The organism is Rhodobacteraceae bacterium D3-12 (assembly GCA_025916135.1).
Lineage (GTDB): Bacteria > Pseudomonadota > Alphaproteobacteria > Rhodobacterales > Rhodobacteraceae > JAKGBX01.
On the sequence record CP104793.1, the window covers coordinates 4,232,224 to 4,246,380 of the forward strand.

The 14,157-nt window shown below is 59.7% G+C and carries 13 protein-coding genes and 1 pseudogene; 12 read left to right on the forward strand and 2 right to left on the reverse strand.

Annotated features, from left to right (window positions below; translation table 11 throughout):
* Positions 1-5: 5 nt before the first annotated feature.
* Positions 6-929: a hypothetical protein gene (locus N4R57_20720; protein UYV37339.1), complete on the forward strand. Its 924-nt coding sequence runs from the start codon at positions 6-8 to the stop codon at positions 927-929.
* Here N4R57_20720 and N4R57_20725 read toward each other — a convergent pair.
* Positions 916-1,266 carry a hypothetical protein gene (locus tag N4R57_20725; protein UYV37340.1) on the reverse strand — a complete coding sequence of 117 codons (351 nt, stop codon included), beginning with the start codon at positions 1,264-1,266 and terminating at the stop codon, positions 916-918. The two genes, N4R57_20720 and N4R57_20725, sit on opposite strands and share 14 nt — an antisense overlap.
* Positions 1,266-1,706, reverse strand: a complete 441-nt coding sequence (locus tag N4R57_20730) for a DUF6484 domain-containing protein (GenBank protein UYV37341.1) — start codon at positions 1,704-1,706, stop codon at positions 1,266-1,268. Before N4R57_20730 ends, N4R57_20725 begins: the two co-directional genes overlap by 1 nt.
* Before the next feature lie 257 nt (positions 1,707-1,963).
* Between N4R57_20730 and tssA the strand changes: the two genes are divergently transcribed.
* The 11 genes and pseudogenes from tssA to icmH all read left to right on the forward strand — a co-directional run bounded on the left by tssA (position 1,964) and on the right by icmH (position 14,155).
* Positions 1,964-3,109 carry a type VI secretion system protein TssA gene (tssA, locus tag N4R57_20735; protein ID UYV37342.1) on the forward strand — a complete coding sequence of 382 codons (1,146 nt, stop codon included), beginning with the start codon at positions 1,964-1,966 and terminating at the stop codon, positions 3,107-3,109.
* Between the two features lie 23 nt (positions 3,110-3,132).
* The gene (gene tssB, locus N4R57_20740; protein ID UYV37343.1) at positions 3,133-3,669 is read left to right on the forward strand and encodes a type VI secretion system contractile sheath small subunit; all 537 of its coding nucleotides are present in this window, start codon (positions 3,133-3,135) and stop codon (positions 3,667-3,669) included.
* Between the two features lie 2 nt (positions 3,670-3,671).
* Positions 3,672-5,181: pseudogene (tssC, locus tag N4R57_20745) on the forward strand (type VI secretion system contractile sheath large subunit).
* Positions 5,182-5,214: 33 nt separating this feature from the next.
* On the forward strand, positions 5,215-5,706 hold the full coding sequence (locus N4R57_20750) for a type VI secretion system tube protein Hcp (protein UYV37344.1): 492 nt from the start codon (positions 5,215-5,217) through the stop codon (positions 5,704-5,706).
* 21 nt (positions 5,707-5,727) lie between these two features.
* Positions 5,728-6,447: a type VI secretion system baseplate subunit TssE gene (tssE, locus tag N4R57_20755; GenBank protein UYV37345.1), complete on the forward strand. Its 720-nt coding sequence runs from the start codon at positions 5,728-5,730 to the stop codon at positions 6,445-6,447.
* Positions 6,447-8,333 (forward strand): type VI secretion system baseplate subunit TssF, encoded by a 1,887-nt coding sequence (gene tssF / locus N4R57_20760; protein ID UYV37346.1) that lies wholly within the window; start codon positions 6,447-6,449, stop codon positions 8,331-8,333. The genes tssE and tssF overlap by 1 nt, the downstream gene beginning before the upstream one ends.
* Positions 8,297-9,367 carry a type VI secretion system baseplate subunit TssG gene (gene tssG, locus N4R57_20765; GenBank protein ID UYV37347.1) on the forward strand — a complete coding sequence of 357 codons (1,071 nt, stop codon included), beginning with the start codon at positions 8,297-8,299 and terminating at the stop codon, positions 9,365-9,367. The genes tssF and tssG overlap by 37 nt, the downstream gene beginning before the upstream one ends.
* Positions 9,364-10,818 (forward strand): type VI secretion system-associated FHA domain protein TagH, encoded by a 1,455-nt coding sequence (gene tagH, locus N4R57_20770; protein UYV37348.1) that lies wholly within the window; start codon positions 9,364-9,366, stop codon positions 10,816-10,818. The genes tssG and tagH overlap by 4 nt, the downstream gene beginning before the upstream one ends.
* A 1-nt stretch (position 10,819) precedes the next feature.
* Positions 10,820-11,269, forward strand: coding sequence for a type VI secretion system lipoprotein TssJ (tssJ, locus tag N4R57_20775; protein UYV37349.1), 450 nt, complete (start codon positions 10,820-10,822; stop codon positions 11,267-11,269).
* A gap of 82 nt (positions 11,270-11,351) precedes the next feature.
* Positions 11,352-12,686 carry a type VI secretion system baseplate subunit TssK gene (gene tssK, locus N4R57_20780; GenBank protein ID UYV37350.1) on the forward strand — a complete coding sequence of 445 codons (1,335 nt, stop codon included), beginning with the start codon at positions 11,352-11,354 and terminating at the stop codon, positions 12,684-12,686.
* Positions 12,687-12,688: 2 nt separating this feature from the next.
* Positions 12,689-14,155, forward strand: coding sequence for a type IVB secretion system protein IcmH/DotU (gene icmH / locus N4R57_20785; GenBank protein UYV37351.1), 1,467 nt, complete (start codon positions 12,689-12,691; stop codon positions 14,153-14,155).
* Positions 14,156-14,157: the final 2 nt, after the last annotated feature.

A 14,157-nucleotide genomic window follows, 5' to 3' on the forward strand; every position in this document is an offset into this window, starting at 1 on the left:
GATAAATGATCCTCGAACGCGACAGAATCTCCTACCTGATGAGCGAAATTCTCATCGACCCGGATTATCACTACGAATGCACTCAGGTCGCTATTACTGGCGCAAATACCTGCGCTATCCTGTTTGAAACCGGTGACGGAGATCACGACAGAACAATCTCTGTGATATTCGAGGTCGAAGATTTTGACCCCGCAAAATCGCGCCCCATTATGATCACCGAAAACTGGCTGTTCAGCCTGTCTGCAACGAGCACAAAAGATCTCAGCGCACTTGAGGTCGGACGGGATGTCTGGCGTGGAGCGCCTGACAATTGGGCGCGGCGCAATGCAGCGAATTGGTTTTGCAATCGTCTGTGGTGCTATGATGCTACCACCACATTCCTGATTGGAGTCGATGGCTTATCCTGCCGCTTTAACGGCACCACCTACGCGCCGATCAAACCTGGGCGGAACACGCTTTTGTTCGATATTCACGGTCAACGCGGACGCAATATCTACAGCGTTGGCGCGGCGGGCACGTTGCAACGCCTCGATGGCGAAGCATGGACGCCTATCGACCTCTCTCTAAGCGCCCGTTTCCGCGGAGTTGACGCCACGCGGCCCGAACTCCTGCGCTTTTGCGGCGACAACGGCGCTTGCTTTGAACTCAGGGACGAGGCCGAGCTAATCCCGATTACGGCCCCCGAAAGCACCTTTTTCACCGTGCGCCAGTGGCAAGGAAACGTCTACTGGGGCGATAGTTGGTTTGGTGTCTATCGCCAGAATGGCACCGAATTGGAAGAGTTTCACGAAACCCGCCTCGGCTATGACTTGCGCTGTGATAATGATTTTCTCTACTGCGTCGGCACCGATACCGCGTGGCGGTTTGACGGCGACAGCTGGAAATCTCTGCGGCTGCATTACGAAGCGGGCGGGTTCACTCTGGTTTGATATGGGCCCGCAGGTATTCCCTAACCCGCTCCAAATCCAACTCACCAACCGTCAATTCCAGCGCCGCCGGCTGCAACATTCGCAACACAAAAAGCTCCCCTGCTTCTGGAAACTCGGCATAGCGTTCCTCGGCAATCGCCAAACCTCCGGCGCCGGCCACGCGCAGCCCGTCGAGATGGGCGTTCAGTTGCTCCTCAACCCGCGCAATGCGCTCCTCGTCCATGTCTTCATTGTCCGGGTGATCGGGGTTTAGCAGCGCGTCGTCATAGATGTTCCACAAGAATGCGGCCTGCTCGGCATGTTGCCGCACGATATCTTCCAGAACCGGCACACCCATTAGTTCAGGTTCACCGATCCGCCCCTGATCCGGTTCGAGGCCGAGGCGTGTGAAACAAGGTGCTTGCCGCGAATGGTGATATGGCCATCCTTCTCCATGATGATAACCGACTTGCCAACGCGCAGCTCAATCCGCTCTTCGCCGGTGATCTTCACGGTCTCACCGTCGCGCACCACCGTCGCCATGCCAGCATCAGGAAGCACAACGTCTTGGCGCGCCGGGTCAACGATGCGCCCAATGATCAACGGGCGGGCAAAATCGCCATCCTCAAACAAAAGGGCAACCTCATGCCCCGCGTCCTCGGCGCTCAAAGCACAGAGCGCACGTGCCGGTCGCGCTTCGTCGCTTGGGTTCGTTGGATACACCACCAAAGGCTCGTTGCCGTCGAACCCCATCAGCATTCCGATGACAACACCAGTCGTGCGGTCTTTGACATCCATATCAATACCTTTGCTTAAAAATCGGCCCGATTATCCCACAACTGCCTTGATTCACCAAGGCCGGGTTCGTCTGACCCAAGCTTGCCCCCCGCTTTGCACCCGGACAAGTCATGGATTCCTGCCCCCGCAGCGCCCCCTCGCAAAACGAGGTAGGGAATACCCGCCCCGACTAAGCCAATCGCAACATTGCAAGAATCGAAAACATCTGAAAGGATCAACACAAGTAATTTTTACTATTCTTATTAAGGCTGGGGGGTATGGAATTATTAGGCCTCCTCGATTCCATTAGCGATGATGCGCCTTCGGGAGTCGAGCTTAGAAACGATCCGCGGTTTCACGCAATCGAAAGGTTGCTTGGCCCCGCTGCACGCGAAAACCGTTTGAACCCCGATGGTACGCTGAACGAAAGCGCACCTGACGTTGATTGGCAGGATGTGCTGGATCAAGCTGTTGCGCTGGCCAAGGACGGTCGCGACCTGCGATTGCTTGTCATCCTCGTGCGCGCCGTTGCCGCCGTCGAAGATTTCGATGGTCTGGCCCAGGGGCTCGGCCTTCTGAAAGACACGCTTGCTGGGCATTGGGACACGTTGCACCCCGAACTGCGTGAACGTGACGATGCCAAGGCCGCCGCGCTGCCCCGTATCAACGCGCTCAAACAGCTTGAAAATGACGACAACGGGCTGTTGGGTGATCTCAAGTATTCGATCATATTAAACATGCGCGGGCTCGGCGCGATCTCGGGGATGGACCTCGCCGAAGCGTCGCTCAGCGATTTTGAGCACCTCAACCTTGCGCCCTCTGGCCTGAACGAGACCGAGAAAGCCCTGCTCAGCGAGCAACACAGCAAAGTCGTCAACCGCGTCAACGCCGCCTGTCGCGCCCTCGCCGCCGAAGAGGCCGAGCGCGCCGCAGAAACCATCGCCGCCATTGGGCGTTGCGAGGCATCCATCACCGATCTTTGCGCACAGTTTTCGCAAAGCGGTGGTTTTGGGTCTGATATGGCCCTGTCGCTGTCCGAGCTGAGCGAGTTTCTGGAGCAGGTTCGCACCACTTTCGAAGCAGGAGTGTCCGCCATGTCAGACGATGCTGCCGACGAAAGCGATACACCCGCCGCGCAGAACCCGACGCCAACCGCTGCACCCTCAGCATCTGGCGCATCTTCGGCCAATGGCTCTGCTGCCGTAGCACCGGGCGCAATCAATTCCCGCCGTGATGTCGAGAAAAGCCTCGATGCAATTGTTTCATTTTATGAACGAACAGAACCATCAAGCCCGATCCCGCATCTGGCACGGCGTATGCGCCGGATGGTTGCCATGGATTTCCTTGAATTGATGGAAGAGATCGCCCCGTCCGGCCTGAAGGAATTCAGCTCGGTCGCGGGGGTCGACGTGAAAAAGAAATAGATCAGAAGTGAAAGGCTTGAACCATGAGTGAAAGTAAGCAGAAAGTCATTGAGCGGAACCGCGCCCCGCGGGTCCAGATTGCCTATGATGTCGAACATTACGGCAGCCCAACCACCATCGAACTGCCCTTCGTCATGGGTGTGATGGCCGATCTCGCCGGATCGTCCGAAACGCCGGAAGCACAGAAATCGGTCAACGACCGCGCGTTCGTCGAAACCGACGCTGGCCGCTTTAATAAATTCATGGAGGCGCTGTCACCTCGTGTCAAAGCACGGGTGAAAAACACGCTTCCGGTCAAGGAAGGCGAAGAAGGCGACGAAGAAATGTTCGTTGATCTGTCCTACAAAAACATGTCCGATTTCGCCCCTGACAAGGTCGCCGAACAGGTGCCCGCGCTGGCCGAACTTCTCGACATGCGCCGCCGCCTCGAAGAGCTTCTGGGCTATATGGATGGCAAGGTCGACGCCGAGAAGCGCATCGCACAGCTTCTCAACAATGAACCGCTTCTGGCCCAAGCTGCCGAAGAAGCGATGAAAGCAAACGAAGGCGAGGAGGGCTGATCATGGCTGAAGAAAAACAAGAAGCAGGCGCCGGCGTCGCAGAAGCAGAAGCGCTCGACCTTGGTGAATTTTCCGAACTGCTAGAGAAAGATTTTCGCGTAAAGGACAAGGAAAGCGACAAGCTCAAAGACCTCGTGTCCAACCTCGCGCTCGCCGCACAGGAACGCGCCGGAACGGCGACGATTTCGGGCAATGCGGTCAAGTCGATCAAATCGCTGATCTCGGGGATCGACGCGATCCTGACCAAGCAGATGAACGAAATCCTGCATTGCGACGAAGTGCGCGAAATGGAAGGCACATGGCGCGGCCTGCATTACCTCGTCAACAACACCGAAACGGATCAAAAGCTCAAGATTCGCGTGCTCAACATCAAGAAGGACGAGCTGGCCGACACTCTGGAAGATTACGAAGGCCAGATGTGGGACCAATCGCCGATCTTCAAAAAGCTCTATACTGATGAATACAGCATGTTCGGCGGCGAACCCATTGGCGCGCTTGTCGGCGCTTATGAGTTCTCGCAACACCCGCGCGACGTGGGCATGCTGCGCAACCTGTCGGGTATCTGCGCGTCGGCCCACGCGCCGTTTATTGCCGCCGCCGCGCCGCAGTTGTTCCGTATGGACAGCTGGCAGGAACTGCCCAATCCGCAGGGACCTTGAACAAATCGTTAGCTCGCCGGATTACGCCAGCTGGCAGTCCCTGCGCGAAAGCGAAGACGCGCGCTACATCGGTTTGACCATGCCACGCGTTCTTGCGCGTCTGCCTTATGGCGCCGAAACCGTGCCGGTCAAAGGCTTTGACTTCGAAGAAGAAATCGACGGCAAGCATGACCACTATACCTGGATGAACGCGGCCTTCACCATGGGCGTGAACATCAACCGCAGTCACAAGCTTTATGGCTGGGGAACACAAATTCGCGGTGTTGAATCGGGCGGCACCGTGACCAATCTTCCGGTTCACACATTCCCGACCGATGATGGCTCGGTCGCGATGAAATGCCCGACAGAAATTGCCATCGACGACCGCCGCGAGGCCGAACTGGCCAAGCTGGGGCTGATGCCGATCCTGCACCGCAAGAACACGGATGTCGCCGCCTTTATCGGCGCGCATTCCTTGCAGGACGACGAGGCCCGCGCCGGACGTCTGGTTGACCCGGACGCTCAGGCAAACGAACGGCTTTCGGCGAATTTGCCTTACCTCTTCCCGGTGTCGCGCTTTGCGCATTACCTCAAGGCGATTGCACGGGACAAGGTCGGCACGTTCAAAGAGCGTGGTGACATGCAGGTCTGGCTCAGCGAGTGGATCAACCGCTACGTTCTGGCCAACCCGGCCATGGCCGATGACAAGGCCAAGGCCAAACGGCCGCTTGCCGCGGCAGAGGTTCAGGTGGATTCGGTCGAAGGCCGTCCGGGTTACTATAATGCCCGGTTCTATCTGCGCCCACATTACCAACTCGAAGGCATCAATGCGAGTTTGCGGCTCGTCTCCGAGCTGCCTTCGGTAAAGACCTAACTTGACCAAACTTATTAAAAAAGGAGAGTTCTAATGCCTCTTACGGCTTATATGAAAATCCCCGACCTTCCGGGTGAATCGCAACGCGTTGACCACGAAGAAGAGATCGACGTCCATGATATTGAATGGGTGATCGAACAGGCTTCTGTTGCTCAGGTTGGCCGCGGGCGCTCGCAATCGCGGGCACAGGTCGATGCGCTCAAGTTCAAGAAATTCTATGATGCATCGTCGCCCTATCTCGCGCTGGCTTGTATGCAGGCCAAAAGCTTTGACGAGATTGTGCTGATGGTGCGCAAGGACTCGGGCGAGGCACATCTCGACTACCTCACGATCACCATGACCAACTGCATTATTTCGCAGTATCATGTGATTGGGGTCGGTGAAACGAACCCTGACAGCCAGATGATCGAAGAGCAGGCGGGTCTTGCCTTTGAACAGGTCAACATCAAGTACGTTGTCCAGGCCGACGATCACTCGGCTGGCGATGAGCATGAGGTTGAATTCGATATCGCCGCCGGGGCGTAATCGGCGGCACCGGAGTAGCGCATGTCTGACACGTCACAAGTTCCCGGCGCCCGCCAGGAGGCTGTTCAGCCATCGCTCTGGGATCGTCTGAGCGACGATCTCCCCGGTATCGTTGCGGAATCGGAAGGGCTTAGGAAAGAGCTTTTGAGCGCCCTGCCTGACCCCGATGCAATTGATACGCTTCTCGAAGGGGGTGCGCGCGCAATTGAGGCGCGCACCGACCTTGACGACGAGACGCGCCTTCGCTTGCATCGCCTTTTGCAACACACGACCAAACAGCGCCGCCTCGAAGACAGCGGGATCGTCGTCACTCCGACGATCCTGCGCGAGGCGGTGCGCCGCGACATCGAAATGCTGTTTAACGTCGAACGGCTAGAGGCCGATTTCCTGCTGAGCGACCGCGAAAGGCTCACCTATTCAAGCCCCGAAGAAAGGCTTGAAGACTTTCCAGAGGTGCGCACCAGCGTGTTGAATTTTGGCGTGCCTGCCTTTTCCGGGCGCAAGGGAAATGACTTCAACAAAGAGCTTCTGGCGCGCGAATTGCGCCAGGTGCTGATCTGCTTTGAACCGCGACTGAAGAAAGAAACCGTGAAAGTCGAAATCAAGATCGAAGAGAAGCAAGGTATGCGGATCGAAATTGACGGGGTGCTGATGCTCTCGCCCGTTCCTGAACGGCTGCGCCTGTCGACGATGATCAACCTCGAAAGCGGCAAAGCCTCCACAACGGTCGAGGATAGCTGATGGACCGTGTGTTTCTGGAATATTACGAAGAAGAGCTGACCCACATCCGCTCTCTCGCCCGCGAATTTGCCGCGATCCACCCCAATGTGGCGCGCAACCTCTCGATCGAATCCACACCCTGTCCGGATCCTTACGTCGAACGCCTGCTCGAAGGGGTGGCGTTTCTGGCCGCCCGCACCCGGCTCAAGGTCGATGGCGAGGCGTCACGCTATGTTCGCAACCTGATTGACGCGCTCTATCCCGATCTCGCCGGGCCCGGCCCTGCCATGTCGATGGCCCAACTCGCACCCGGGCCACAGGTCGAGCGGATGCTAAACGGCCATGTGGTCAAACGCGGCACGCGTATCATCGCCGGCCTGCGCGAAGGGCTGCAAACCCGCTCTACCTTCACCACCGCCCAAGACGTGCGTCTCTGGCCGGTTGAGGTGGTCGAAGCGGAATATCTTCAGGACCAAGGCACGCTCAATCAGGCTGGTGTCCCCGAACGATACCTCCGCGAGGCCCAAGCCGGGCTACGTCTCGTGATCAAACGCGATGGCGCCGGGCCGCTGAGCGAACTGTCTCTCGACAGCCTCGATGTCTTTCTCGGAGGCGAGTCGCGTGGCGGCGCGCTGTTTGATGCGATTTTCGGCTTTGGCGCTGGTATTCTGGCCCGTCCCAACGATCGCAAACAACCCTTTGAAACGGCCACACCTCCCGCGATGATCGGCGTCGCGGGCGAAGAAGCCCTGCTCCCGCGTGTGCGCGCCTCTTTCGAGGGCTACCGCCTGTTGCGCGAATATTTCCTTATGCCGGAACGGTTTCATTTTGCTCGTCTCTCGGGTCTTGGTCCGGCGGTGAAACGCTGCACAACCGAGGGCGAAACGCTTGAAATCACCATTCTCTTGAGCGAATCCATTGATGGTCTCACCGGCGTCTCGGCAAGCGATTTTCAACTCTCCACCGTGCCGTTGATCAACCTGTTTGAGCGCGAATGCGATCTGGTCGATGTCAAAACCTCGCGCGCTTCGTATATCGTCCATGCGGATCGCACACGCCCTCGGGACTATGAAATCTACCGCCTTTTGCGTGTCGAAGACGCCGAGACAAACGGCCCACAGGCGCGGCTCTCGCCGATGTTTTCCATTGAACATCTAGGTGATAGCGGCGTGGTCTATACGACCGAACGCCGCCCCCGCCGTCCGGGCGAAGATGAAATCCGTCGTGGCCAAACCCGGACAAGCTATACTGGCGATGATTTCTATATCTCCATTGCGCAACCCGGCACCGCCCCGCGCGGTGGCACTATGCCCAAGCGGCTCGACATTCGTGCGCTTTGCACAAACCGCGATCTGCCGGTGCTGGATGACAACCCGACGCTGACGCTCGAAACCGGCGATCCGGTCAAATCGGTCAAGCTTCTGGCCCCCTTCCGCCGCCCGCGTCCCTCTTTGCGCTCGGCACTTCCGTTTGGTGCCAGCAATGAAAGCCGGATTGATGATCTGACATGGCGCTGGATTTCCCAGTTGTCGCTCAATCACCTGTCGCTCGCCGCCGAGGACAAGAACGACGAACCCCTGCTCGCGCTGCTCCGGCTTTATTCCGATCGCGGCGATCCCACGCTCGAAAGGCACGGCCGCGCGGTGCTTGGCGTTTCCTCGCGCGCGGTGGTCGAACGGCTCGGCCTGCCCGGCCCGCTTTGCTTTGGACACGGCACCGAACTTACGCTCGACATCGACGAACAACTGCTCACCGGTGGCAGCCAGTTGTTGTTGTCCAAACTGCTGGCACAGCTGTTTGCGCGACACGCCGCGATCAACTCGTTTGTGCGCACGAAAACGCGCCTCACCCATAGTCAGAAGGAGGTGGCATGGCCGATGACCCACGGCACACGCGCTCTGGTCTGACCGATCATCCCGGCGCACCCGATCCGGCCGACATCCCGGCGATGGATTTCTTCGAACTGCTGCGTCAGCTCGAAAGCGAAGGCGCGCGCTTTGGTCGTGCCGGCGGGCCCGACCGTGAACCCGCTCGTTTGGGGCAAATCGCCCGGCTGGATTTTGCTGCGGCGGATGTTGCCACGCTCAACAACAAAGCGCCCGGCAATGTCCCGTTTGTTGGCGTCAACGTGCTTGGCCTGATCGGACCCGAAGGGCCGATGCCGCTGCATATGACCCGCTGGATCATGCAGCGCCTGTCAAACCGCTGGTTCGCAGGCGATGAATCCGGCGCCACGTCGGATACTTCCTTCATCGACTTTCTGAACATGCTTCAGCACCGGATGCTCTCGCTCTACTGGCGCGCCTGGGCCGAGGCCCGGCCCGATGTGCATATCGCCCATGGCGAAGGCGGGCGTATCATCGGCCTGATGCGGGCGCTGGCCGGTATTGGCCTGCCCGGCACCCGTGGCATTAACCAAGGGCTCGACGGGGCCAAACTGCACCATGCCACCTCGCTCGCCCATACGGTCAAGAACCCCGAACGCCTGACCAGCTTCCTTGAAACTGTGGTCGGCGTCCCGGCCGAACTCGAAGAATTCGTTGGCGTCTGGGTCGATCTGCCCGACCATTTGCAAACCCGCCTCGGCGCCGCGCATTGCGGCCTTGGCACCGGCGCGGTGGCCGGTGGGCGGGTGTTTGATCGCCAGTCCCACGCGGAATTGCGCCTTGGGCCGCTCACTTTTGAACAATTCACCACCTTCCTTGATGATCCCGCCGCATGGGAGCGTTTGCGCCATGCCGTTGTCTTTGCCTCGGGAAAAGAGCTTGTATTCCGCCTTCGCCTCGTGCTCGCTGAAGGAGAGGCCCCGCCCGCCCGTCTCGGCGAAGCGCGGCTCGGCAAAACCGCCTGGCTTTCGCCTGATCCGGCAAAGCAGGCCGATGATTACTACGTGCGCAACTTGGTCGACGAAGCGGCACGTTCAGCGAGGAGAGCGGCATGACCCTGAAACTCACACTTGAAACCGCTCCCCATACCCAGCGCGAACAGGAACGTGTGTTTCTGGGCGGAAGCCTCTCGATCGGGCGTGGCGACGATGCCGATTGGCAATTGAATGACCCCGACATGTATGTGTCGCGGCGTCATTGCATCATCAGCGATGAAAGCGGCCAGCCAATGATCACCGATGCCTCTTCTGGCGGGCTGTTCATCGACAATTCCGCCAATCCGGTTGGCGCTGGCAATTCCGTTCCGCTTGAACCTGGCATGACGCTGCGCATCGGGGATTTTGTCATTGGCGTTGCTGCGGCTACTGCGGATGCCCCCGCTCCTGAACCCGTCAAATCTGCCCAACCCGGCGCGTTTGATTTTCAATTCGGCGCTCCCCCGCCGCAAGAGGACAGGCGCGACCGCCCCGACAGCCTGCCTGACCCGTTCGACCCGCGCGCCAAATCTCGGGGCATTGATCCTTTCGGTTTGAGCGACGAAGACGAGGAACGCCCCCTCAAACCGCTTGATTGGGAAAACCCGATGGAGCTTGACCTGCGCAGCGAAGGTCCGGTGACGGAAACCGGCGGCATGCTCAAACGCGACCCCTTCGCCCCGCAAGACGATACAGCCTCGGCGATGCCCTCGGAGACACCGCCTGAATTGCCGCCTGTGCAGGAAGCGCCCGCTTCCCAACCATCGGACGAGAGCGGTTCGAAATACTTCTTCGGTGGCGCGCCCGCTCCGGCCCCTTCGGCGCCGCAGCCCCGTGAAATCCCTGCGGACCCGCCCATCGTGGCACAGGCTCGCAACGAAACTCCCAATCCTGCGCCAACGCCACAACCTGTCGCCCCGCCCGCGCCTCCCGCCGCCTCTAACCCGGCCAGCGAAAGCGCACTGCGTGACGCTCTGATACGCGGCATGGGCCTCGATCCGGCGCAAATCCCGTCGCAAAACACCGAAGCCGAGATGGAACAGCTCGGCGCTCGTTTTCGCGAGTTGGTCGACGGCCTGATGATGCTCCTGCGCAGCCGCGCTCAGGAGAAAAGCCGCGCCCGCGTGGCCCAGACGATCATTGCCAACGAAGACGTGAACCCGCTCAAATTCCTCGCCACCCCCGAAGACGCCATGGCCGCGCTCCTGAAACCCCCGGCCAAGGGCTATCTCAGCCCCGATCAGGCGGTGCCATGGGCATACCGTGATATCATGGACCACCAATTGCGCACATGGACCGCGCTTCAGGCCGCATTGCGCCGGATGATTGACCGTTTCGATCCCGAAGAAATTGAAAAGGAAGCCGAAAACCTCGGCCTTCTGGAAAAACTCATCGCTGGCGGCAAATCCGCCAAGATGTGGGATATGTATGAAGAGCATTACCGCGACCTCGCGAAATCCGCCGAAGAACAATTCCTTGGCGAAGTCGGTGCCGATTTTCGTGAGGCATATGAAACCAAAAGGAGTAGCTGACATGCATTTTGACAGACGCACTTTCATTTTTACGGGCATCGCCGGGCTTGGCCTTGCGGGCTGTGTGCCCTCCGCCGCCAATTTGGCCGTTTCGGTTCAAGGCAAAGCAGGCATGAACCGCGGGTCCGATGGCCAAGACCGGCCGGTCACCGTGACCATCCTGCAAATGACCGGCTCGTCCGCCTTTGATGCGGCCGATTACGTTTCGCTGCAAAACCCGTCTTCGGCGCTGGGCGCAGAACTGGTTAAATCCGATCAAATCGTGATCTCCGGAACCACGCCCGTGTCGCGTGTTATACCTGTTCAGGCCGGTGCTTCGATGATCGGCGTCGTTGGCGGCTTCATCAGCCCTTCGGGCAAGGTTGTGCGCCGCAAGATCGCCGCCCCCGCCAAAAGCGCAGGGCTTATCATCGGCGTCAGTTCGTCGGGCATTTCGGTTTCTCTGGCCTGATCAGCCGCCAAGACACATCACAAGCGTTTCGAGGTTGGCCAAAGGCACGGGTCGATTTCGAAACGCCTCAGAAAGGCAAAGCATGACGGATAGGAACAAGGTTGTCTGGTCCGAGGGGCTGTTCCTCAGAACCCAGCATTTCCAGCAACAAGACCGCCATAGCGAATGGTTGGTGCGCCGCGCGCTGCGTGCCACACCGTTGCAAAGCTTTGGGTTTGCCGATCTCAAACTCGACCCTAACGCGCTTGAATCTGGCATGATCGGGCTTGAACGCGCCGAAGGTGTGTTCCCTGATGGCACCTTCTTCTCTGTTCCTGATGGCACCGCCGAAGTCGCGCCTGTGCCGGTCACCGCCGCGACCGAAGCCGGGGCCGTTGCCCTCGCTATCCCGGCCGAACGCGCTGGGGCGGCGATTGTCGATCCGGCCCACGCCGACCCCTCCGGCACCCGCTATCGCGGCGAACTTGTTACCGTGCGCGATGAAATCCGCAATGGCGCCGAAGAGACCGAGATCGAGGTCGCCCGCCTTGCCCCCCGCCTGATGCTACCGGGCGAGGAAACGACCGGCTACACCACCCTGCCCATCGCCGAGATCACCGGCCTCAATGCCGAAGGCGGTGTCGTGACCTCTGACACTTTCCTGCCGCCTGCGCTGATGGTCTCCGCTGTGCCGTGGTATCTGCAATTTCTCAAGGAACTGCTCACCGGGACCGACCATATTTGCGATGCGCATGCCGGAATGGTTGTCGGTGGCACCGGCGCGTCAATGGAAAACCTGTTGATCCTTGAGGCCGCCAATGCCGCCCGCCCGCGCCTGTCGCATCTTGCTGCGCAAAATGATGTGCATCCGTCCGAGCTGTTCATGCACCTTGCCGGGCTTGCCGGGCAATTCGCCACCTATGGCGCGTCGGCCCGCCGTTTTGCCGATCTTCCGGCCTATGAACACGCCAACCCCGGCCCCGCGTTCCAAGCGCTGGCCGATGAACTTCGCTCGCTTGTGCTCTCGCTCTCCCATGTCGAGCCGAAATCGCGCGCGCTTCCGGTTAATCGGCACTCCGATAACATCTGGACCGTGCGTATCGACAACCCCGACCTTCTCAACAAGAACCGCATCGTTTTGCGTGTCGGCGGGCAAATGTCCGAAGCCATGCTGCGCAAACTCTTCGTGCAGCAAACCACCGTTGGTTCGCCCGATGAATTCGACGCGCTGTGGAAATCCAAACTTCCGGGTATCGCGCTAAAACCGCTGCATTCGCAGCCGCGCGAAATCCCTTATGATGGCGACAGACTCTGCCTTGAACTTGACCGCGCCTCCGAACATTGGGCGGCGCTGGGCAATGCACAGGGTTTTGTCGTCGGTGTCGCGGGCAAACTTGATCCCGCTCCCGAAATTGATTGCTACGCAGTGAGCCGCTGACCATGAGCAGGGATGACCCTTTCGGACTGGAAAATGACGCCGGACGCACCCGCATCCGCCCGGTGAAAAAGAACAGTCAGCCGTCCAGTGGGCAGCAACCGATTTATTCTGGCGGGGCTGGCGGCTCCGGTGGCTATGGCGGATCGGGTGGCTACGGCGGGCAGGGCGGCGGCGGAGCCTCTTCTGGTGGCGGCGGCGGCTTTCCCGGTGGCGCGCCGGGTCAGGCGTCTCAATACGGCAACGTCCGCCTCCGCGAGGCGCGCAGCAATGACAACCCGCTGGTCAATGCCTTTTCCATCCTGCTCGGCATGGCGCCCGAACTCGAACGCGCCACCGCGCCGGAAAACCCCGATGTGCTGCGCGAACGCCTGCTCGACAACCTGACCTACTCGCGCGATGGCGCGGTCTCCTCCGGCGTGCCGCTTACCCGCGCAGATCAGGCCGCATGGTTCGTCGCCGCGCTTCTTGACGACATCGCAATCAACACCCCATGGGGTGGCGCCTCCGGCTGGCCCGGCCTGCCACTTGTCGTGTCGCTCTATGGCAATGTCGACGCGGGCGAGCGTTTCTTTGACCTTGCCGAAGACCTCATACGCTATCCCGAGCGTGACCCCGAGTTGCTCGAGCTGGTGTTCCTCTGCCTGTCGCTTGGGTTTCGGGGCAAACACCGCATCGCTGGCGGCTCGGGCGAGGCGGCTTTGACCCAGATGCGCAACCAGATGGCGCGCCTTTTGCGCGACCGCGACGCCGAAGACAAACCGCTTTCGCCCCATTGGGAGGGGGTGCTCGCCGATGACGAAGATCGCGGCTTTGTCGTTCCGATCTGGTCCATTGCCCTCGTCGCGCTGGCGTTGGTTGCTGCGGTCTATGTCGGCCTGTCGATCCGGCTCTCGAACAAGGGCGAACAACTCTTCACGCTCGCCACCGTTCTGCCGCCCCCTGCGCGCGCCGAAATTTTCCGCCCTGTCATTGAAACGCCGGACACCCCCAAGATCACCATCAATCCGGTGCTGCTTGAACTCATTCCCCTGTTCGAGGCCGCCGCGCCCAAAGACACGGCCAAAGCGCTCAAAGGGCGCGAGGACGTCTCCATCGCCGTCGTCGCCGTTCAGGGCACGAACCCCGAATTGTTCCGCTCGTCCAAGGCGGACGTAAACAAACCCTATCTCGAACTCATCGCCACAATCGCATCGGTTATCACCGAAAACCCCGAATTCATCGGACAGGTTCGTGTCATCGGCCATACCGATAGCGTCCCGGTGCAGCGCTCAAATCCGTTCCAGTCAAATCAGGGCCTGTCCGAAGCGCGCGCTAAAACCATCGCCGAACTGCTGGTCGCCAATGGTGTGCCCGCCGCGCTTGTCGTGTTCGAAGGCAAGGCCGCAACCGAGCCGATCGGAGACAATAAAACCCGCGAAGGCCGGGCGCAAAATCGCCGCGTTGAAATCATTATCCAGAAGAAAGTTTGACG